16 protein-coding genes are annotated in these 21,551 nt (G+C 36.2%); 7 read left to right on the top strand and 9 right to left on the bottom strand.

Translation table 11 applies throughout. The annotated features are described in order from the left end of the window. The first annotated feature begins 31 nt into the window (after positions 1-31). Positions 32-1,024, top strand: a complete 993-nt coding sequence (gene gap / locus L1S34_RS09375; RefSeq protein WP_236363804.1) for a type I glyceraldehyde-3-phosphate dehydrogenase — start codon at positions 32-34, stop codon at positions 1,022-1,024. Positions 1,025-1,048: 24 nt separating this feature from the next. Further along, positions 1,049-3,214, top strand: a complete 2,166-nt coding sequence (locus L1S34_RS09370; RefSeq protein WP_236363803.1) for a tetratricopeptide repeat-containing hybrid sensor histidine kinase/response regulator — start codon at positions 1,049-1,051, stop codon at positions 3,212-3,214. A gap of 99 nt (positions 3,215-3,313) precedes the next feature. Here the strand turns inward: L1S34_RS09370 and L1S34_RS09365 are convergent, their stop codons facing one another. Continuing rightward, the gene (locus L1S34_RS09365; protein WP_236363802.1) at positions 3,314-4,126 is read right to left on the bottom strand and encodes a purine-nucleoside phosphorylase; all 813 of its coding nucleotides are present in this window, start codon (positions 4,124-4,126) and stop codon (positions 3,314-3,316) included. Next, positions 4,098-5,135 carry a tetraacyldisaccharide 4'-kinase gene (gene lpxK, locus L1S34_RS09360; protein WP_236363801.1) on the bottom strand — a complete coding sequence of 346 codons (1,038 nt, stop codon included), beginning with the start codon at positions 5,133-5,135 and terminating at the stop codon, positions 4,098-4,100. The genes L1S34_RS09365 and lpxK overlap by 29 nt, the downstream gene beginning before the upstream one ends. 92 nt (positions 5,136-5,227) lie before the next feature. Between lpxK and L1S34_RS09355 the strand changes: the two genes are divergently transcribed. The 4 genes from L1S34_RS09355 (at position 5,228) to rluF (ending at position 8,981) form a co-directional block, all read left to right on the top strand. Beyond that, positions 5,228-6,322: a Nif3-like dinuclear metal center hexameric protein gene (locus L1S34_RS09355; protein WP_236363800.1), complete on the top strand. Its 1,095-nt coding sequence runs from the start codon at positions 5,228-5,230 to the stop codon at positions 6,320-6,322. A gap of 3 nt (positions 6,323-6,325) precedes the next feature. After that, positions 6,326-7,105 carry a zinc ribbon domain-containing protein gene (locus L1S34_RS09350; protein ID WP_166136557.1) on the top strand — a complete coding sequence of 260 codons (780 nt, stop codon included), beginning with the start codon at positions 6,326-6,328 and terminating at the stop codon, positions 7,103-7,105. A gap of 37 nt (positions 7,106-7,142) precedes the next feature. Then, a complete protein-coding gene (locus L1S34_RS09345; RefSeq protein ID WP_236363799.1) occupies positions 7,143-7,988 on the top strand; it encodes an alpha/beta fold hydrolase in 846 nt (281 codons plus the stop codon). A gap of 180 nt (positions 7,989-8,168) precedes the next feature. After that, positions 8,169-8,981 carry a 23S rRNA pseudouridine(2604) synthase RluF gene (rluF, locus tag L1S34_RS09340; RefSeq protein ID WP_236363798.1) on the top strand — a complete coding sequence of 271 codons (813 nt, stop codon included), beginning with the start codon at positions 8,169-8,171 and terminating at the stop codon, positions 8,979-8,981. 119 nt (positions 8,982-9,100) lie between these two features. On the opposite strand, the gene L1S34_RS09335 is transcribed toward rluF, so the two are convergent. From L1S34_RS09335 to argS, 7 genes are all read right to left on the bottom strand, one after another. Further along, positions 9,101-10,486: a DUF4153 domain-containing protein gene (locus tag L1S34_RS09335; RefSeq protein WP_236363797.1), complete on the bottom strand. Its 1,386-nt coding sequence runs from the start codon at positions 10,484-10,486 to the stop codon at positions 9,101-9,103. Positions 10,487-10,538: 52 nt separating this feature from the next. After that, the gene (locus L1S34_RS09330) at positions 10,539-10,832 is read right to left on the bottom strand and encodes a winged helix-turn-helix domain-containing protein (RefSeq protein WP_236363796.1); all 294 of its coding nucleotides are present in this window, start codon (positions 10,830-10,832) and stop codon (positions 10,539-10,541) included. A gap of 2 nt (positions 10,833-10,834) precedes the next feature. Continuing rightward, positions 10,835-11,449 carry a hypothetical protein gene (locus L1S34_RS09325; RefSeq protein WP_236363795.1) on the bottom strand — a complete coding sequence of 205 codons (615 nt, stop codon included), beginning with the start codon at positions 11,447-11,449 and terminating at the stop codon, positions 10,835-10,837. 94 nt (positions 11,450-11,543) lie between these two features. Next, positions 11,544-12,470, bottom strand: a complete 927-nt coding sequence (locus tag L1S34_RS09320; protein WP_236363794.1) for a magnesium transporter CorA family protein — start codon at positions 12,468-12,470, stop codon at positions 11,544-11,546. A 223-nt stretch (positions 12,471-12,693) separates the two neighbouring features. Next, positions 12,694-13,575, bottom strand: a complete 882-nt coding sequence (locus L1S34_RS09315; protein WP_236363793.1) for a bifunctional 5,10-methylenetetrahydrofolate dehydrogenase/5,10-methenyltetrahydrofolate cyclohydrolase — start codon at positions 13,573-13,575, stop codon at positions 12,694-12,696. A gap of 68 nt (positions 13,576-13,643) precedes the next feature. Beyond that, positions 13,644-15,005, bottom strand: coding sequence for a signal recognition particle protein (ffh, locus tag L1S34_RS09310; RefSeq protein WP_236363792.1), 1,362 nt, complete (start codon positions 15,003-15,005; stop codon positions 13,644-13,646). A 139-nt stretch (positions 15,006-15,144) separates the two neighbouring features. Beyond that, a complete protein-coding gene (gene argS / locus L1S34_RS09305; protein ID WP_236363791.1) occupies positions 15,145-16,938 on the bottom strand; it encodes an arginine--tRNA ligase in 1,794 nt (597 codons plus the stop codon). 191 nt (positions 16,939-17,129) lie between these two features. Here argS and L1S34_RS09300 point away from each other — a divergent pair, with 191 nt between their 5' ends. Beyond that, positions 17,130-21,416: a T9SS type B sorting domain-containing protein gene (locus L1S34_RS09300; RefSeq protein ID WP_236363790.1), complete on the top strand. Its 4,287-nt coding sequence runs from the start codon at positions 17,130-17,132 to the stop codon at positions 21,414-21,416. Positions 21,417-21,551: the final 135 nt, after the last annotated feature.

Raw genomic sequence — 21,551 nt, 5'->3', positions numbered from 1 at the left:
ATGTGTGCGGCATCTTTAGAATTTTACACTTATGATAAGAATTGCTATAAACGGTTTTGGAAGAATCGGTAGAAATTTATTCCGATTACTCCTTAATCACCCAACCATTGAAGTTGTGGCTATCAATGATATTGCCGACAAAAAAACAATGGCACACCTTGTTAAATACGATAGTATACACGGTGTTTTATCCGAAACTGTTAGCCATGATGAAACAGGTATATCTGTTGGAGGTAAAAAAGTACTTTTTTTTCACGAAAAAAACATAGCGAACTTAAATTGGAAAGATTGTAACATCGATTACGTTATTGAATCAACTGGTAAGTTCAAAACCTACGAAGAACTATTCCAACACATTGAAGCAGGTGCAAAAAAGGTGATTCTTTCTGCTCCATCAGAAGTTGACACCATCAAAACTGTAGTACTAGGAGTAAATGAACACATTTTAGATGGTTCTGAAATCATAATATCAAATGCGAGTTGTACCACGAATAATGCCGCTCCAATGATACAGGTTATCAATGAGCTTTGTGGTATTGAACAAGCCTACATTACGACCATACATTCGTACACTACTGATCAAAGTTTACACGACCAACCACACAAGGATTTACGCAGAGCACGTGGCGCTAGTCAATCAATAGTTCCTACTACCACGGGAGCTGCAAAGGCTTTAACAAAAATTTTTCCAGAATTTGAAGGCAAAATTGGAGGGTGTGGAATTCGCGTTCCTGTTCCTGACGGATCACTTACAGACATTACATTTAATGTTAAAAAAGCAGTGAGTATTGAGGACATAAACATGGCCTTTAAAAATGCAGCAGCAACCAGTTTAAAAGGAATTTTAGATTACACGGAAGATCCAATTGTATCAGTTGATGTTATAGGAAACAAAAATTCATGTATATTTGACGCTCAACTTACTTCGGTTATTGATAAAATGGTAAAAGTTGTAGGTTGGTATGACAATGAAATTGGATATTCATCTCGAATAATTGATTTGATCCTATTGACATCTCAATAAAAAATTAACCCTATTAAACTGCGCATGAAATACTCTTTTTTGTTTATTTTAATGCTAACGCAATTGCTTTTCTCTCAAAAGAAAGAGCAGAAAGATAGCATATTGCTATACAGTCAGCAATCTGAAGCCGCAGTTCAAAAAAACAACTACAAGAACGCCTTAAATCTTACTCAAAAAGCCATCCAATTGGCCAGCAACGCTAATGACGTTTCTTCATTAGCATTACAACATTTTAATTTAGGAAAGCTTTTTTTTGACCTAAAAAAATATAAAGATGCACAAGAGTCGTTAGAGAGAAGTTACCGGTTCTTTAATGCGATCCCACCTACTTTGGCTGCTGCCAAAATGCATTTTTATTTAGCTACAACTTATCAAGAATTATCCGACTATAAAAATGCTGCTGCCCATTTAGATAAAGCAAATAAGCTACATCAAACTTTAAAATATACCGATAAGAGCGAGAAAGTACTACTTCAAAAAGGTTTACTCTTGGCAGCCGAAAAGAAAAACGCAGAGGCAGCAATTATTTTTGGTAAAATCATAGCACAAAATGATGCCACAGAATTATTACCTGCAAAAGCTGCTGCCTTATACCAAGTAGGAAATTTTGAAATCGAGCAAAAGCACTATAATTTAGCGATTAATTATTTAGAGAAAGCGTTAGAACTAACTCAAAAAACAGATGATTTAGAACTAAAAACAGCGGTTTTACTTGCTTTAAGTATTGCTCACGATCAAATTTTAGACAAGAACAATGCCTACACCTATTTGAAGTTGCACCTCAACCTAAAAGAACGATTGGCAATAATTACAAATGAAAGATTAGGCATTGACGATTATACTCAATTCAAAGAATCTGAAAAACTTAAAGAAATTAAGGCTCTCAACAACGAGACTCGCGAGCAACAAAAAGCCAATAAATTTTCAAAACTCATTAGCATTTTGGCAATAGCCTTAATTTCTATTTTATCATTATTGAGTCTTTCTCTTTACAAAAACAACATCATTAGAAACCAATCTAATTTATTGTTGAAAGAAAAAAACAACGAATTAGAGTTCGCCAAAAACAAAGCTGAAAAAGCATCGCAAGCCAGAGCAGAATTCTTATCCACAGTTAGTCATGAACTTCGTACACCTCTGAATGCCATCAATGGAATAACGCATTTACTTTTACAGGAAAATCCAAAAAAATCACAAATTGACTACCTGAGTTCATTAAAGTTTTCTGGAGATTACCTCACGAAATTTATTAATGAAATTTTAGAAATCAACAAAATTGAATCACAAAAGCTGGAAATTGAGCAGATTCCTTTTCACCTCAAACAACTCTTAATCAACATCAAACATTCCTTGAAGGAATTAGCAATCGTAAACAACAACGAATTCAGCCTAGAAATTGACGATACTATTCCGGATTACCTTGTTGGCGACCCTACAAAGTTGTCTCAAATTGTTTTGAACTTGATCAACAACGCATTAAAATTTACCAAAAATGGAGTGGTTTACGTACGTGCAAAATTAGAAAAAAACGAAAATGAAACTGCTTTCATATACTTTGAAATCACAGATACCGGAATTGGCATTCCTGCTGATAAGTTAGAAAGTGTTTTTGATAGTTTTTCTCAAGGATCAATTGAAGTAAATCGCAAATATGGTGGAACTGGTTTGGGATTAACCATTGTAAAAAAGTTGATCAAAATTCTTGGAGGAGAAATTCAATTAAGCAGTATTGTAAACAAAGGGTCTACGTTTTCTTTTACTCTCGGATTTCAAATTGGCGAAAAACCGGCTACCGTAATACTCATGGACAATGCTGTTGACAATAAATTTTTGGCCAACAAAAAAATCTTATTGGTCGAGGATAATAAAATCAATCAGATGATCACAAAAAAGATGCTCCACAACAAGAAAATTGTTTGCGAGGTTATCGATAATGGTGAAGAAGCTATTGAGAGGATGCGCAAATCAAGCTTTGATATGGTTTTAATGGATGTGCATTTACCGGGAATAAACGGCACTATTGCTACTCAAACTATTAGAAATTTTGACAAAACCACACCAATAATTGCTTTAACTGCCATTTCTCTTCACGAAAATCGTGACATGCTTCTTTCTTTTGGTATGAATGATGTGATTACAAAACCATTTATTCCTGATGAATTTTACAAAATAATTGCTCAACATATTTAAAGCAGTGGTGTACTTTTAAATCACAAAGAATTTAAAGTTGTTTTTTGACCATCCTGGCAATACTCAAAATAACAATATTTATTGCAATACGATCTAGTATTAATAATTCAAGATCAATTCTTTAATTAAACTACGCACTTTAGGTTCAGCTGCTTTAGCTGCTTCTAATACTTCGTCATGAGAGATGGTATCAATACTTTCCGCATTTCCCATATCTGTAATTACAGAAATTCCAAAAGTTTCTACATCCATATGGCGGGCTACTATCACCTCTGGCACAGTGGACATCCCTACACAATCAGCACCAAGAATCTGAACCATTTTATATTCTGCCAAGGTTTCAAATGTAGGACCTTGTAAACCAAGATAAATTCCTCTCTGAACGTCAATATTTAAATTTTCAGCAATTTCCGTAGCTTTTGCAATCATTTTTCGAGAATACGGCTCACTCATATTTACAAATCGAGGACCGAATCGCTCATCATTTTTCCCTCTTAGCGGATGTTCAGGCGTCATGTTGATATGATCTGTAATCATAACAATAGATCCTACTTGATAATTCGGATTTACTCCGCCTGATGCGTTAGACACGACTAATTTATCAATTCCTAAAAACTTCATCACGCGTACCGGAAACGTAACTTCGGTCATTGAGTAGCCCTCATAATAATGAAAACGACCTTGCATGGCTACCACTTTTTTGGTGCCAATTGTACCAAACACCAAAGCTCCTTGATGCCCTTCGACAGTAGAAACGGGAAAATTAGGTATTTCATGATAAGGCAAAGTATGCAAAACCTCCATATCAGTTGTAAAACTGCCCAAACCAGAACCTAAAATAACACCGTATTCTGGCGTAAAATTGATTTTATCTTGAATGTAACTAACTGTTTCTTGTACTTGTTCCCACATAATTTAAAATTGTTTGATCAAAATCATTTCCTGATAAGGTTGCATTTGGTAAAAATACAGTTTGAATCGGCAGATAAAATAATTGGTCAACTACCAACCTACCTTGCAAACGCACATAATCTTTTTCAGTAGTAATAATGATTTTGTTTTGAGCTATTTTTTTAATTTCTTCTATTTCTTTTTCACTAAAATTATGATGGTCCGGAAACGTCAAACAGACATCATTGGTGTTTTTTAAATGATTAAAAAAAGGTTCTGGCTTGGCAATACCAGCTATTAATACTTTTTCAGTTTTTAAAATTGCAGCAACTGAATAAGTACTTGCTTCACCATAGACTTCATCATCGTAACCAATTGCAGTAAAATACAATTGTTGATTATCTCCTAATTTTAATTTCTTTTCTATCTCCTTTTGTTCCTGAGAACTCAAATCAGGAGGACATTTGGTTACCACTACCACTGCCGCTCGGTCTGCTCCACCCCTACTTTCGCGTAAGTTTCCAGTTGGTAACATCCAATCTGTCGCATACAAATCGCCATAAGCTGTGAGCAGCACATACATACCTGCTTTTACTTTGCGGTGTTGGTAAGCATCGTCTAACAAAATGACCTCCGGAATTTCGGCCTGCGAAAGTAATTGATTTATTCCATTATTTCGATCACTATCTACTGCAACTTGTATGTTTTTAAATTTTCTAAAAAACTGATACGGTTCATCTCCTAACAAACTGGCTGTCGCATTTGCTTTTGCCAAAACAAAACCTTGAGACTCCCGTTTGTATCCGCGACTCAACGTTGCCACTTTATATTTTGAAGATAGTAACCGTATTAAATATTCAATCTGCGGAGATTTACCGGTTCCGCCTACGCTTAAGTTCCCAACAGCAATCACTGGCAACTTAAATGAATGCGATTGTAAAATTCCTTTGTCAAAAAGAAAATTCCGAATACCCGTAACAGCGCCGTACAAAACAGCTAACGGAAAAAGTAGTTTTCGAAGTAAATTCATTTTACGAAAGTAGAATATTTTATTTTAATGTTCTTTTCTTTATTCGTTATTTTGTTCTTCACAAAACGCTCTACCTTTCAATTGAAACATTTATGAAAATCAAAGATATTATCCGTGTTCTCGAAGAAATGGCACCACTAGCCTATGCCGAAGATTTTGACAACGTAGGTTTACTTGTGGGCGACCAAAATGTTGAGGCCACGGGCGTACTAGTGTGTCATGATGCGCTAGAACATATTATTGAGGAAGCCATCACTAAAAAATGCAACATGATTGTGTGTTTTCATCCTATATTATTTGCAGGATTAAAAAAAATAACCGGAAAAACATACGTAGAGCGCGCCATCATCAAAGCCATAAAAAATGATATTGCTATTTATGCAGTACACACCGCTCTCGATAACCACCAAGACGGGGTAAACAAAATATTTTGTGATGCTTTGCAATTAATCAATACCAAAATACTAATTCCGAAAGAGCAATACATTCGCAAACTCACCAGTTTTGTACCAACCGAAAATGCAAATGTAGTACTCGAAGCACTATTTGCCGCAGGCGCAGGAACTATTGGCAATTATGAAAATTGTAGTTTTAGTTCCAATGGCATCGGAACATTTAGAGGAAATGCAAAAAGCAATCCGGTTCTTGGCGAGCGTTTTGAATTGGTAAAAGCTAACGAAATTAAAATCGAAGTAACCTACGAAAAACATCTTGAAGGCAAAATTTTAAAAGCTTTGCTAGAAAGTCATCCTTACGAAGAAGTTGCTCACGAAATATACACACTACAAAACAAGCATCAAAATATAGGTTTGGGTCAAATAGGAGAATTACCTGAACCGATGAGCGAAACCGATTTTTTACTTTTTGTAAAAGACAAAATGCAATGCGGTGGCATCAGACATTCAGCCTTTACAGGAAAACCGATCAAAAAAGTAGCTGTTTTGGGAGGTGCAGGAAGTTTCGCGATTGCAAACGCGATTCGAGCAGGAGCCGATGCGTATTTAACCGCTGATTTAAAGTACCATCAGTTTTATGAAGCCGAAAACCAACTTCTTTTAGCCGATATTGGACATTTTGAAAGCGAACGCTATACAAAAAATTATATTGTAGAGTATCTTCGAAAAAAAATCCTTAATTTTGCCGTTATTTTATCAGAAGAAAATTCAAATCCAGTTAAGTACTTATAGAATATGGCGAATACGAAAGAATTAAGTGTTGAGGACAAGTTAAGAGCAATTTACGATTTACAGCTAATTGACTCGAGAATTGACGAAATCAGAAACGTAAGAGGTGAATTGCCTTTAGAAGTTGAAGATTTAGAAGATGAAGTGGCCGGTTTAAGCACACGTTCAGAAAAATTAAAAGGGGAACTTGAAGTAATTGAAGACCTTATTAAAGCTAAAAAAATTGCAATTGAGGAGCACAAAGAGTCCATCAAAAAATATACAAAACAACAGGAAACTGTTCGTAACAATAGAGAATTCAACTCTTTAACTAAAGAAGTAGAGTTTCAAGAACTTGAAATTCAATTGGCTGAAAAGCAAATTAAAGAAATGAAAGCTTCTATCGAGCACAAAAAAGAAGTGATTGCTAATTCTAAAGAAAAATTAGAAGCAAAAAGCAACCACTTAAAACACAAAAAATCAGAGTTGGACGCTATCATGGCCGAAACTGCAAAGGAAGAAGAATTCTTATCTCAAAAATCAATTGAGTTCCAAGGACAAATTGAAGAGCGTTTATTAAATGCTTACAAAAGAATTAGAAGCAGCGTTCGCAACGGTTTAGCAGTAGTTTCAATTGAAAGAGGCGCATCTGCAGGATCTTTCTTTACCATTCCACCGCAAACTCAAGTAGAAATTGCTTCAAGAAAAAAAATCATCACTGATGAACATTCTGGAAGAATTCTTGTTGACAGCGTTCTTGCTGAAGAAGAAAAAGAAAAAATGGAACAAATGTTCGCTAAAATATAATACCTTTAAAGTCCCGATGATATCGGGACTTTTTTTTATGATCAAGCAGATAGTCTATAAAATATTTACCAAGTCAGTAGGTGCCTACATTAACCTACTCAGTTACCTTGCTCCAACAAAAGCCGTGCAACTCGCCTACAACTTGTTTAGCAAACCTCGTGATGGAAAGTTACAGTTTGACCAATTACCCACCGTACTGCAACAAGCCCAAACGCAAACACTTTCGTTTCAAGATCAAAAAATACAAACCTATACCTGGCCAGGCAACAGTCATGTGATTTTATTGGTACACGGTTGGGAGAGCAACGCCTCGCGCTGGGAAAAACTCTTGCCTTACCTCACTAAAACCGGCAGCACCGTTGTAGCTCTTGACGGACCTGCGCACGGACTCTCTAGCGGAACAACCTTCAATATTCCGCATTACGCCGAATTTTTACACCAAGTGGTACAGCATTTTCAACCACAAACTTTAATCGGACACTCGCTAGGTGGCAAAACCTGCTTGTACTACCAGTCCGTTTACCAAAGCGACAACTTAAAAAAAATGGTAATCCTTGGCGCACCAAGCGATTTCAAGATAATTTTAGACAATTACATCGCACTGTTAAGTCTCAATTTTAGAGTTTTAACCGGCCTAAAAAAATATTACCAAGATGTTTTTCAACTCAATACAGATGAGTTTGCAGGACAACATTTTGCAAAAAATATTTTAACCCAAGGACTTCTAGCCCACGATGAGCAAGACCAAGTAGTGCTTATTCACGAAGGAAAAAAAATCGCTACGTCTTGGAAAAACGCTACTTTTATTACCACAACTGGTCTCGGACACAGTATGCACGACCACAATTTATACGAAAAAATTAGTCACTTCATTCAAAATTAGGGCGTGCCGCCGCGGCGACCAGGCTATTCGCTGCAATCTTTTTTGGGCAAAAAAAAGCCCTAAAAAAGGATTTCCGCTGCTATCCTTCACGCAAATCCGTCCTAAAGCTGATAAGTTCGTTCAACAACCAATCTCAAAATCGATAGCTATTATAAATTGCAAATTCATTACTTTTGCAGCATGGAAGATCAATTAAAACGCCTCAATAAATTCATAGGAGAAACCGGTTTTTGCAGCCGCCGCGAAGCGGATAAAATCATCGAAGAAGGACGAGTAACAATCAATGGTGTTGTACCCGAATTAGGCACCAAAGTAGGCCCTCATGACGAAGTACGTATTGACGGCAAATTAATTCGTGAGAAAACAGAAAAACCTGTTTACCTCGCCTTCAACAAACCAGTAGGAATCGAGTGTACCACAAATCTTGATGTGCGCAATAACATTGTCGATTACATCAATTATCCAAAGCGCATCTTTCCAATTGGGCGTTTAGACAAAGCCAGTGAAGGATTAATTTTCATGACAAATGACGGCGACATTGTCAATAAAATATTGCGTGCGCGCAACAATCACGAAAAAGAGTATACCGTTACTGTCAACAAACCCATCACCGACCGTTTTATAGAAAGAATGGGAAATGGTGTACCTATTTTAGACACTGTTACCAGAAAATGTAAGGTAGAACAAATCAGTAAATTCACATTTAAGATCATCCTTACCCAAGGTTTGAACCGTCAAATCCGAAGAATGACCGAATATCTTGGCTATGACGTAACTGCCTTAAAACGCATTCGAATTATCAATATTTCACTCGATGTTCCTGTAGGCCGCTACCGTGATTTGACTGATGCCGAAATAAAAGAACTCAGCGCCCTTATCGAGCCATCCAGCAAAACAGAAGAAGCTAGTTTACCAAAAGTAGAAACACCAAGAAAAAGAACTGAGTTTATAAAAAGAGACGATCCTAAGTTTAAGAAACGTGGGGATTATTAAATAACTTTTTTTCAAAAAGCCTCAATTGATTACCCGTAACAAAATAGTGCTTTTTAAACAGATCATTTTTTTAAAACCAAAAAGCCAAATCTTGTTTAAATAAGATTTGGCTTTTTTTGTTACTTAGACTGCAATGTTTCGTAATACAACACTTTCGACAGAAATGACTGATCTTGATACTCTTTAATATCTTCCTCTCGGCATTGTTCGGGATATTGACCATCTAAATTATACTGTAACAAGTATTGCCTTCTTGTAGCATCATTAAATTCTAACGTAGTGATAAAAACCGGATCTACTCCTTTATTTACGGCTAAATTATAACTAGTTATTAATTGTCCCCAGTTCACAAAACTGCACAATAAAAGTACTCCATACACGTACCAAACCATGTGATTAAACAAGTACGCATTGGTTTTTTGCAAGCTAATTTTCAACCACGTATATAATAAACTGATAAACACTAAAATAAGAAAGGCAAAAACGCCCAATCGCTTATAGGTTAAACCAAACTGCTGTACATATTCCATATTTTTTAAAGCGGCAGACAAAACAAGTACTCCATTCAATACCATCCAAATTTTAGCTAGTATTTTCAGTCTATTCGTTGTTTCATCAAAAGTAAACCTAGCTCGCAAATAGAGCAAAATAAGTCCCACAGCCATTAAAACCGAAACAATAACGGCGTTAACACGTTCGTGAGTTGCAGCACTTAATTGTGCACGATTTTGAATTTCAAAAAACTGTTCGTAATTGTACGTCACGATAAAAAACAGCAATAAAATATTCAACAAAACAAAAGTAATTTCACCGCTTTTCCTTTGAAAGTCAAAATCAAGCCATGATAATTTACTATCATTTTCATCGTACGAGTTGCTTTCAAATTCATTTTCTAATTGGGAATTAAAACTGATGCAAAAATCTGGAACCCAAAAATTCCAAAAACTAAATGACACATAAAGCCCGAGCACAGCAATAACAATCAATTGAAATAAATTAACATCTAGCGTATAGTCACTAAAAACAGAAGAAAATAGATCACTACCAAAAGCATATACTCCAAAAAACAATCCGATAAAAAGAAGTGGAATTAAAACAAATGCTACCAATTTCTTGGCAAAATCACCTTGCACCTCTTGTTTAGGAAGCCATTGACTAAACATCAAAATACGTCCTAGCGAAGCAAAACTATTGACAATAATGACCACAAAAACTTGAATGATTTTAAGTTTTGCATGTTGCGTTTTATACTGCAAAGACAATAATGAAAGTAAAAGTGCCAAAAAAGAAGGAAAATCACCATACCACGCAAATGCCAAACACGATAATATTGATGTAATTAGTAAAGCTTTAGTAGTCAATGAATTCAATGACTCCAGATAATTGTACACTAATAAAGAAATAAGTAAGAGCCCAAAAAGTGCCAAATTAAGACCTAAATTTTGGTCATAAAAAAAGATTGTAAAAATGGCAGAACTCACAAAAATTAAATGGTGTTTTTTCATAGTAATAAATATAAAGTACTTTGTATTTCAAAGTATTTGGTTAAAAAAAAGTTTATTTAGGATTCCATAATTTTTCTAAACTACTCAGGTGCGCCGTAAATGCAGCACGCCCAATGTTGGTGACTCTATAGGACGTTTTTGGTTTTTTGCCCACAAATTCTTTCTTGATTTCGATATAACCTACTTTTTCTAATGCTGTAGAATGGCTGGCCAGATTTCCATCAGTAGTATTTAGTAATGCTTTCATCTCTGTAAAATCGATCCAATCGTTTACCATCAATACAGACATTAATCCCAAACGGATTCTGCTTTCGAAATTTTTATTTAACTGGTCGATTATGCCCATGATTAGTCGTACTTTTTAAACATAATAGTTCCGTAAACTATATGTAGAATTCCAAAACCAAGGGCCCAAAAAATCAATCCATATCCTAGAAAAAATAAAGAAACACTGCCCAGAAAAAGTTGAAAGTAACCTAAATACTGAATATCTGAATACGTATACTTACCAGCATTGACCAATGCTAATCCGTAAAAAAGTAAAGTAGCAGGCGCTAAAAAGACAAAAAGACCATGATAAACTAATGCCAAACAAAACACGCCTCCAACTACTAAAGGAATTGCCAATTGCAAAAGCATCACTTTTGTGGTAGAAGTCCAAATTGGTAAATTGTTTTTCTTACTCTTTTTATAAGTGAATAGAAATCCTGAAAAAAGGGCTAGTACTAAAACTATAATCGCCAACACAATAAGATTGTAAATAAACTCATCACTATACACTTTCTCGAATCCATCAAAATAAGACATCTCATTTGACTCAAACAAAAAAGCTGCAAAACTTGCACCAAGTAACGCAAAGATTCCTGCAAAGACACCTGACAATCCGCTTAAGGAAATAAACCTTGAAGAACGTTCCATCATAGAACGAATGTGAACTAAATCTTCTTGTATTTTTTGACTCATAATAAAAGTACTTTGAAATACAAAGTTATTAGATTTAATGAATAATCCAAGAAAAGGAAGGAGAAAAAATATTTTTTTTTTTATAAAATGTTTCTTAAAACCATCTTTTCTTTTTGAACAAAAATACTCCAAAGCACGAAAGAATAATAGAAAATGCAATTACAATCCAGATGCCATAGCGGTTGTTCTCTAAATCGTTGGGTACATTCATGCCGTATAAACTGGCAATCAAAGTCGGAATCATCAAAATAATCGAAATTGAAGTCATTTGCTTCATAATCGTATTCATATTATTTGATATCACAGAGGCGTATGCATCCATTGTACCGGTTAAGATGTCACTATATATATTGGTAGTTTCTTGGGCTTGGCGCAATTCAATCTCTACATCTTCCAATAATTCTAAATCAAAATGTTCTTTTTGAGATTTGATATTTTTGATTCGATGAAGCAAAATATCATTGCCTTTCAAGGAAGTCATAAAGAAAACCAAACATTTTTCTATTTGGAGTAAAGCCTGTAATTCTTCGTTTTTGATTGATTTTTCTAGATTATCCTCGGCTAATTTTATCTTTTGATTGACTTGTTTCAAGTATTTTAAAAACCAAACACTAGAGGATAACAATAGCTTGAGCACCAAATCAAAGTTGTCCTTAATATCGATTTTTTTACGTTGGGTGTAAATCACAAAATCAGAAAGCATTTCTGTTTTATGAAAACTAATGGTGATACAAACTTCACTTTTGAAAACAACACCAACAGGAATCGTATGAAAAGGCAACTTTACATCGTTGCTTTTCACAGGAATTCGCATGATAATCAGCGTCCAACCATTTTCAATTTCTATCCTTGGTCTTTCGTCAATATCTTCAATGTCATTATAAAATGCTTCGGGAATTTGTAATTCTTCAAGTAAGTATTTTTTTTCTGCTTGGGTAGGGCATTCGATATTGATCCAGCAGTTTGGAGTCCAATTAGTAGTGGCACTTAATCCGTTGTTGTTTTTGTAAAAAGCTCTCATTTCAAAATTCTATAGGTTTATGTATAGCCTCCTGAAAATAGTTCAAGTGCTACATTAGTTTAACATTTCCGAATAATAATCGTCCATTACCATTTATTTTTTAGTGGTGCAAAAGTATTCTTTAAATTTAGATTACAAGCTTTTGCTAGGTTTATTTTAAGGTCATCTTAAGACAAAAAAAGCCCCAAAAATAAATTTGAGGCTTCTAATCATTAAAAAATCTTTATTTATTTCTTTTCATTTCCCTTGCCAAAAGCGTGTTTTTTAGCAACATGGCAATAGTCATAGGTCCTACTCCACCAGGAACTGGGGTGATGAATGATGCTTTTTTGCTTACTTGATCAAAATCGACATCACCAGTAATAACATAACCTTTTTCGTGGCTTTCGTCAGGAACACGAGTAATCCCTACGTCAATAACTACAGCGCCAGGTTTTACCATATCCGCTTTTAAATAATTAGGAACACCCAAGGCTGTGATAATAATATCGGCCTGAATGGTAATTTCCTCAATGTTTTTGGTATAACTGTGTGTCAGTGTTACCGTTGAGTTCCCCGGAAAACCTTTTCGCCCCATCAAAATACTCATTGGTCTACCCACAATATGGCTGCGGCCAATAACAACAGTATGCTTTCCTTTTGTTTCTACTCCATAGCGATCAAGCAATTCTAGAATACCAAATGGTGTTGCAGGAATAAAAGTGGTCATATCCAATGCCATTTTCCCAAAGTTCTCTGGATGAAAACCATCTACATCTTTACTTGGGTCAACCGCCATTAAAACTTTTTGCTCATCAATTTGTTTAGGAAGTGGTAATTGCACAATAAACCCATCAATTTGATCGTCTTCGTTTAACTCCTTAATTTTTTTAAGCAATTCAATTTCTGTAGTCGTATTGGGCATTTTTACCAAAGTAGACTCAAATCCTACTCTTTCGCAGGCTTTTACCTTACTTCCTACGTAGGTTAAGCTTGCGCCATCATTACCTACAATAAGTGCTGCCAAGTGGGGAACTTTTTCACCATTGGCTCTCATTTTTTGTACTTCAACAGCAATTTCACTTTTGATATCCTCTGCTGTTTTTTTTCCGTCTAGTAGTTGCATTGTTGTGTTGTTTAATATAGTAAAGACAAAAGTCTTAAAATCATGACGACTTTAAGACTTTCTAAATTTTATTTCATTCCTGGCATTCCGCCTTTCATTCCGCCTTTCATTCCGCCCATCATTTTCATTAGGTTTTTTCCGCCCGGACCTTGCATCATTTTCATCATTTTGCTCATTTGGTCGAACTGCTTCATCAACTGATTGACTTGCTCGATTTTAGTTCCAGATCCTTTTGCAATTCGCGCTTTTCTTTTCACGTCAATTACAGCCGGCTTACTTCTTTCTAAAGGAGTCATCGAATGGATGATTGCCTCAATATGTTTGAAGGCATCGTCTTCAATTTGAACGTCTTTCATGGCTTTTGAGGCACCTGGTATCATTCCTACCAAATCCTTCATATTACCCATTTTCTTTACTTGCTGAATTTGAGATAAGAAATCATCAAAACCAAATTCATTTTTGGCAATTTTCTTTTGAATTTTGCGCGCTTCCTCTTCGTCAAACTGCTCTTGTGCACGTTCAACAAGGGAAACTACGTCACCCATACCCAAGATTCTCTCGGCCATACGCACAGGATAGAAAACATCAATTGCTTCCATTTTTTCACCTGTACCTACAAATTTGATTGGCTTGTTTACAATTGTTTTGATAGAAAGCGCTGCTCCACCACGAGTATCACCATCTAATTTTGTTAAAATAACACCATCAAAATTCAATCTGTCGTTAAAGGCTTTTGCAGTATTTACGGCATCTTGACCCGTCATAGCATCAACAACGAACAAAGTTTCTTGTGGTTGAATGGCTTTGTGTACGCGCTCAATTTCGTTCATCATCTCTTCATCCACAGCCAAACGACCAGCGGTATCGACAATGACAACATTAAACCCATTTGCTTTAGCATGTTTTATTGCGTTTTGAGCAATTTCAACGGGGTTTTTATTTTCTGGTTCTGAATATACCTCAACACCGATAGAATCTCCAACAACGTACAATTGCTGAATCGCCGCAGGACGGTAAATATCACAGGCAACCAAAAGTGGTTTTTTGTTCTTTTTAGTTAAAAGGTAATTGGCTAATTTTCCTGAAAAAGTTGTTTTTCCGGATCCTTGCAAACCTGACATCAAAATAACAGATGGATTACCTGATAAATTAATTCCGGCCACATCGCCACCCATTAATTCAGTTAATTCATCTTTAACCAATTTCACCAATAATTGACCTGGCTGAAGCGTAGTTAATACATCTTGACCAATAGCTTTTTCTTTTACTTTGGTGGTAAAATCCTTTGCAATTTTAAAATTAACATCGGCATCAAGTAACGCACGGCGCACTTCTTTCAAAGTGTCGGCTACGTTTACTTCGGTAATTTTTCCGTGACCTTTAAGTATGTGAAAGGCTTTATCTAGTTTATCGCTTAAATTATCGAACATAGTATTGATTTATTTTGAAATGCAAAGATAAACTAATTAGGAAATTAGGCAATTAGAACTTTACATTATTGGTAAGGCTTTTTACGCTTTTTGAAAACAAAAAAACGACCGCAGAAAGCAGTCGTTTTGGATCTTTATTTTACATTCTCTCAGGAACATTAATCCCCAGTAATTTAAAAGATGCCGCAATAGTATCGGCCACTTTTTTAGATAGTTGTACTCTAAATTTTTTCTTTTCTAAATCTTCTTCACCTAAAATAGGCACTGCTTGGTAGAACGAATTGTACTCGCGAACTAAGTCATAAGTATAATTGGCTAACAATGCCGGACTGTGATGCTGAGCCGCATTTTGTATCACTTCAGGAAACAACTCCAATTGTTTTACCAATTCTTTTTCTTTTTCATGCAATGAATCTAATGAAACTTTATTTGAATAATCAAAGGTCGCTTTACGAATAATCGATTGAATACGAGCATAAGTATATTGAATAAACGGTCCTGTGTTTCCAGCAAAATCAACAGACTCTTCTGGATTAAAAAGAATTCGTTTCTTTGGATCAACTTTTAAAATATAGTATTTCAAAGCACCTAAACCAATGGTGCTATACAATTTCGCTTTTTCCTCGTCAGAATAGGCTTCTAATTTCCCTAAATCTTCAGCAATTTTTTGAGCGGTGTTTGTCATTTCTTGCATCAAATCATCGGCATCAACTACAGTTCCCTCACGAGATTTCATCTTTCCTGATGGTAAATCTACCATTCCGTATGACAAATGATATAAATTTTTAGCCCATTCAAAGCCTAATTTTTTCAAAATCAAAAACAACACCTTAAAATGGTAATCTTGCTCATTCCCTACAGTGTAAACCATTCCGCCTACATCTTGCATGTCTTTTACACGTTGAATTGCAGTACCAATATCCTGAGTCATATACACAGCAGTACCATCTGAACGCAACACAATTTTACGATCAAGACCTTCATCTGTTAAGTCAATCCAAACAGAACCGTCAGGATCTTTTTCGAAGATTCCTTTTTCTAACCCAATTTGAACTACATCTTTCCCTAATAAATAGGTATCACTTTCATAGTAGTAACGATCAAAATCAACTCCTAGATTTTTGTATGTAATGGCAAAACCATCGTAAACCCATTGATTCATTTTAGCCCAAAGTGCCTTCACCTCAGCATCACCAGCTTCCCATTTTTGAAGCATTTCTTGAGCTTCGAGCATAATTGGAGCTTGTTTTTTAGCTTCTTCTTCGGTTTTACCCGCGTTCATTAGTTGTGTAATTTCTTCTTTATACGCTTTATCAAAAGCAACGTAATAGTTTCCAACTAATTTATCTCCTTTTAAACCAGTTGATTCAGGAGTTTGATCATTACCAAATTTTTGCCAAGCAATCATCGATTTACAGATATGAATTCCTCTGTCGTTGATGATTTGGGTTTTGTAAACTTTTTTACCAGATGCTTTAATGATTTCGGCTACAGAATATCCTAACAAATTATTACGAACGTGCCCTAAATGTAAAGGTTTGTTAGTGTTTGGCGACGAATATTCAACCATTACTGCAGTCGCATCAGCAGTTGGAGAAACAAAACCATAAGATGGATTGTCTTTGATACTGCTGAAAAAATCAAGATAGTAATTATCCGAAATCACAATATTCAAGAAGCCTGACACTACATTAAAACGGCTTACTTCTGGCAGATTTTCTACAAGATAATCACCTATTTTTGTTCCTAACTCTACTGGATTAGAAGCGCCTGGAGCACCTTTTAAAACTTTTAGTAAAGGAAAAATAACCATTGTAATATCGCCTTCAAATTCTTTCCGAGTACTTTGAAATTCAACTTTATCGATTGTAACTTCAAATAAAGCTTGGACAGCTTTTTGTATAGACGGCGTAAGAATTTGTTGTAATGACATTTTAAGTGTTTATTTAAGTGTGCAAAGATAGGTATAATGCCGGAAACTCGAAATTGCTTGATGATATATTTATAGGAATTGTAAGTCTGAAAAATAGTTTACAGAAACCAGCCTACGAACAAAACCAATTGAAAAGAGGTTAATTCAGCTAATTTGATTATTTTTGAGTAACAAACACAACAAACTTAGATATGAAAAAATTACTTATTTTCATTTCGCTCTTGTCAACCTACCAGCTTTATTGTCAATCCGTTAGTATTAATACAACTACCTACAGTACAGAACAATTAGTTAACCAAGTGCTAATCAACTCTCCTTGTGTTACCGGAACTAATATCCAATTCCGTACCGGAACTTCATTTGGATCGAGCAATGGTATTGGTTATTTCGAGAACAGCAATCCCAATTTCCCATTTGCGAGTGGTGTAGTTTTATCAACGGGAGATGTCAACAGAATTCCTGGACCCAATAACACCATTTTGAGCGATGGCACTACCGCATGGGCTGGTGATACTAGTCTTGAATCAATTCTTCTTTCCCAATCAGGAGTTTCCATAAACTCAATCAATGCGAGTTTTATTCAATTCGATTTTCAACCAAAAACAAGTAATTTCAATTTTTCATTTTTATTTGCCTCTGAAGAATATGGAACCTCGCAATGTAACTTTTCGGATGCATTTGCGTTTTTGCTCGAGGATCTTACTGCTGGTGGGGCTGCGCAAAACTTAGCGGTAATTCCAAATACCACTATTCCTGTATCTGTTGAAACTATCAGAGACATGACATATAACCCCAATTGTCCTTCAGCAAATGCTAACTATTTTGGTGCATTTAACGGCAGTGGCTTTGGACCAGCAATAAACTTTAACGGCCAAACCATCCCTATGCTTGCCTCTGCAACAGCACTGGATATTAATCACGTGTACCGTATTAAAATTGTCATTGCAGATGGCGGGGCCAATACGGGTTACGACTCAGCTATCTTTTTACAAGCCAATAGTTTTAATATTGGTCAAGATGTTTTAGGTTTAGATTATACAATTGCCAATAATAGGGCATTTTGTCCAGGAAGTACTTTGCCTATTTTATCTGCAGCAGGTTTGGCAGCAGGCACCACATTTTCTTGGAGCAAAGAAGGTGTAGCAATTTCGCCTGCGCAAACGGGAGAAACATTAGACTTAAATAATTTAAATCCTACTATTGGACCAGGAATACATCGTTATACTGTAACCTACCAAGAGCCTGGTTGTGTGGCTGTGACCGATGATATTCTGGTAGAAATTTATCCGCAAGTTGGAATTTTACCTGTTTTGCCAAATCTATACAGCTGCGATACCGGTGCAAGTAATTATACTTTTGACTTGACACAAATGAGTACCATAATCCTAGCAGGAATCAATCAAGAAAACAGCGCATCCGGAGCCAGCGATGACTTGCCTACATCAACCATAATCTCTTATCACTCATCACAAGCTGAAGCGGAGGCCAACACTGGAGCACTTACTACAAGTCAAACTATTTCAAGCTCGCAAAATGGAATAGCACTTTATGCACGTGTTCAAAACCCAACAACGCTATGCTTTGAGGTAAGATCGTTTCAACTTCAAATTGTAGATTCTCCTCAAATTGCTGCACAACCTGTTTCATTAAACTTGTGCGCAAGAAATTCATTTGAATCTCCATTGAGCGCTATATTCAATTTATCAGCTGCGATTGCTGACATCATCGGCACACAAGATACAACGTATAATCGAATCAGTTTTCATTCCTCATCAGCAGGAGCCAACAACAATACAGATGTAATTGTTCTAGGAATGGGTTATCAACTTTTGAGTGCAACAGCCACTATTTGGGTCCGATTACAAAATATTTCCGAAAATAATTGCTTTGTGACAACCAGTTTTCAACTAGTTGTAGATCCTTTACCATCTATCGACATTCTGCCTGATGTTATTGTTTGTACTGCATACGCATTACCCAACTTGAGTAGTCCCGGTGCACAATATTGGACAGGGCCTAACGGAACCGGCACTCAACTTTTTCCAGGAAATACAATTAGCACAACAACGAGAAATTTATACGTTTACAATCAGTCGGCTCTTTGCACAAATCAAGACCCTTTTAATATTACAATAGCCGATTTGGATGATATTACTCCACCTTCAGGCACTTATTGCACACAATACCAATTGCCTGAATTACCTTATGCTACTTATTATGCGCAAAGTGGAGGACCAACTACCGCTGGAAACGTGAATTTACCTGGAGGAACTATCATCAATAAGGGAGGAAACAATACAATTTACGTTTGGTTCGAAGATACGATCAGTACTCCTAATTGCACTGTGGAGCGACAATTCACAATAACGATTATTCCTTTTACACCACTGCCAACCTATGCCAATCAATTTGCCTGCTCAAGCTACATAATGCCTATTGATACTAATGGAGCTACATATTATACCGGAAGCAACAAAACAGGTTTTATAGTTTTGCCTGGCACAATCATTACAAGTACCACTCGGATATACGCGTACAAAGAAAGTTTAACCTTACCAGTAAACTGCGTCTCAGAAGAATCGTTTGAAATTTTTATTGGCCTTCCGAGCATTAGCCCTCCTACAGATGTTGACTCATGTTCTTCCTACCTTCTTCCAGCACTAACAGTAGGCGAATATAGAACAGCCGCTGCAGGAAACGGATCAGTAATCCCTGCAGGTACTCTAATTAATACGACAACTACTTTATGGTTCTATGTTGCCGGACAAAATTGTACCGATATTTTAAATTTCACTATCACAATTAATATCGAACCATTACCAAATTTCCCAGATACTGCGCCTCAATGTGATGTCTATTTTTTACCAGCCGTGCCGCATGCTGGAAACTACTACACAGGCTCATTAGGAACTGGGCAATTACTTGCTGTTGGGTCACCAATTATTACATCACAACGAATCTATTTTTATGACAGGGCTCCAAGTGGAACTTGTTTTGTAGAAGAAGATTTTTTTGTAACAATAAACAGTTCACCTCCTGTTGATGCAAAACCAACTGAAGTAATTCGCTGTGGACAACCTTACATTCTAGACGATCTAACAAACGGGGAATACTATGCCTTTTCTGGCGGACCATCAAGCAATAATCCAGTGTTGCCAGCTGGTACAGTTATCGATTCTTCTCGTACGATTTATGTTTATGCATCAGCAATCAGTCCTAATACTTGCGTTTCTGAATACAGCATTGATATTTTAGTGACTTTTGTTAACGAAATTGACGATCAATTTGCATGTAACAGTTATAATTTGCCACCAATAGTAGGTATGGGAAGTTATTACACAGCACCCAACGGTCCGAATGGTACAGGCGTTCTACTGACACCTCATTACAATCCTGTCACCACCACAAGTACATTTTATGTTTTTGTTGAAAATAACAATCGAGTAAATTGTACAGACGAAGATGCTTTTACAGTTACAATTTACAACACACCTGCAATTGCCCCGATTTCTCCGGTTACCCGCTGTGAATCGTATGCATTACCCGCATATCCTTCTCAGGTGACGCGATATTTTCGCAATTCAGGTGGACCAAGTACAACCAATACTGAATTTTTCCCCGGAGATGTAATTACTAGCTCAACAACAATTTATGCCTATGGCGAATCAGGTACCACAGCAACTGTGCTATGCCCTGCGGAACAACCATTTGCAATTACAATAACAGATAGCCCGCGACCTACTTTAACAGTACCATCAATATGCATCGATACTGCAAACGGAACCACTACCAATGCCGTAATAGAAAGTGGCTTTTCGGCACCTCAATACGACTTTGAATGGCGCGACGAAACTGGAACCCTTGTAGGTACATCTTCCAGCTTTAGCACAAACCGCCCAGGAAATTACACGTTAAATGTAATCAATCTTGCTATTTTTGGGTGTTCGTCAGGACCTGTGCCTTTTGAAGTTGTTGCCTCTGCGTTACCAACGGCTATCACCTACACAACTAGTAGTTGGTTTACTGATAATCAAACAATAACAATTATCCCGAGCATATTAGTTGGAAGTGAAAGTGTTTTTTCATATTCGCTTGACGGCGGACCTTATCAAGATAGCCCTGTTTTTACAAATGTATCAAGCGGCCGACACGAAATTACCATTTTAGAAAACAATTGTGGCTTGGTTACCGCTCCTATTTTTATCAGATTAATTTCTAGTCCAAAGTTCTTTACACCGAATAACGACGGTTATAACGACACCTGGAACATCAGCGGAATACCACGGGAAGGAATCCTAAATCTTTATATTTTTGATCGCTACGGAAAACTTTTAAAAACACTCGACCCTAATGGCAACGGTTGGGACGGTACTTACAACGGAAATCCAATGCCAGCCGATGACTATTGGTTTACAATTTCTTATATTGAAGATAACGTCCAAAAAGAATACAAATCTCATTTTTCATTGAAAAGGTAAATGCTAACTTCAACGAAGCAAAAAATAAAAATCAAATAAAAGTTGACATAATATGTAACAAACCCATCAACAAGTAGTCTTATGTGTATATGTAATTATAAAGTTACGTCCACATTATTAAATAAACTGGCTTTA

It is taken from the genome of Flavobacterium sp. K77 (assembly GCF_021608205.1).
GTDB classification, from domain to species: Bacteria; Bacteroidota; Bacteroidia; order Flavobacteriales; family Flavobacteriaceae; genus Flavobacterium; species Flavobacterium turcicum.
This window is presented reverse-complemented; position numbering and strand designations above follow the sequence as displayed.

Excerpts from the sequence above, each read along its gene's own strand:
- L1S34_RS09320 (WP_236363794.1), bottom strand. The coding sequence starts at position 12,470 with ATGAGAGCTTTTTACAAAAACAACAACGGATTAAGTGCCACTACTAAT.
- L1S34_RS09335 (WP_236363797.1), bottom strand. The coding sequence starts at position 10,486 with ATGAAAAAACACCATTTAATTTTTGTGAGTTCTGCCATTTTTACAATC.
- L1S34_RS09315 (WP_236363793.1), bottom strand. The coding sequence starts at position 13,575 with ATGCAACTACTAGACGGAAAAAAAACAGCAGAGGATATCAAAAGTGAA.
- L1S34_RS09325 (WP_236363795.1), bottom strand. The coding sequence starts at position 11,449 with ATGAGTCAAAAAATACAAGAAGATTTAGTTCACATTCGTTCTATGATG.
- lpxK (WP_236363801.1), bottom strand. The coding sequence starts at position 5,135 with ATGAATTTACTTCGAAAACTACTTTTTCCGTTAGCTGTTTTGTACGGC.
- ffh (WP_236363792.1), bottom strand. The coding sequence starts at position 15,005 with ATGTTCGATAATTTAAGCGATAAACTAGATAAAGCCTTTCACATACTT.
- L1S34_RS09350 (WP_166136557.1), top strand. The coding sequence starts at position 6,326 with ATGGCGAATACGAAAGAATTAAGTGTTGAGGACAAGTTAAGAGCAATT.
- L1S34_RS09345 (WP_236363799.1), top strand. The coding sequence starts at position 7,143 with ATGATCAAGCAGATAGTCTATAAAATATTTACCAAGTCAGTAGGTGCC.
- L1S34_RS09370 (WP_236363803.1), top strand. The coding sequence starts at position 1,049 with ATGAAATACTCTTTTTTGTTTATTTTAATGCTAACGCAATTGCTTTTC.
- gap (WP_236363804.1), top strand. The coding sequence starts at position 32 with ATGATAAGAATTGCTATAAACGGTTTTGGAAGAATCGGTAGAAATTTA.
- argS (WP_236363791.1), bottom strand. The coding sequence starts at position 16,938 with ATGTCATTACAACAAATTCTTACGCCGTCTATACAAAAAGCTGTCCAA.
- L1S34_RS09365 (WP_236363802.1), bottom strand. The coding sequence starts at position 4,126 with ATGTGGGAACAAGTACAAGAAACAGTTAGTTACATTCAAGATAAAATC.
- rluF (WP_236363798.1), top strand. The coding sequence starts at position 8,169 with ATGGAAGATCAATTAAAACGCCTCAATAAATTCATAGGAGAAACCGGT.
- L1S34_RS09330 (WP_236363796.1), bottom strand. The coding sequence starts at position 10,832 with ATGGGCATAATCGACCAGTTAAATAAAAATTTCGAAAGCAGAATCCGT.
- L1S34_RS09355 (WP_236363800.1), top strand. The coding sequence starts at position 5,228 with ATGAAAATCAAAGATATTATCCGTGTTCTCGAAGAAATGGCACCACTA.
- L1S34_RS09300 (WP_236363790.1), top strand. The coding sequence starts at position 17,130 with ATGAAAAAATTACTTATTTTCATTTCGCTCTTGTCAACCTACCAGCTT.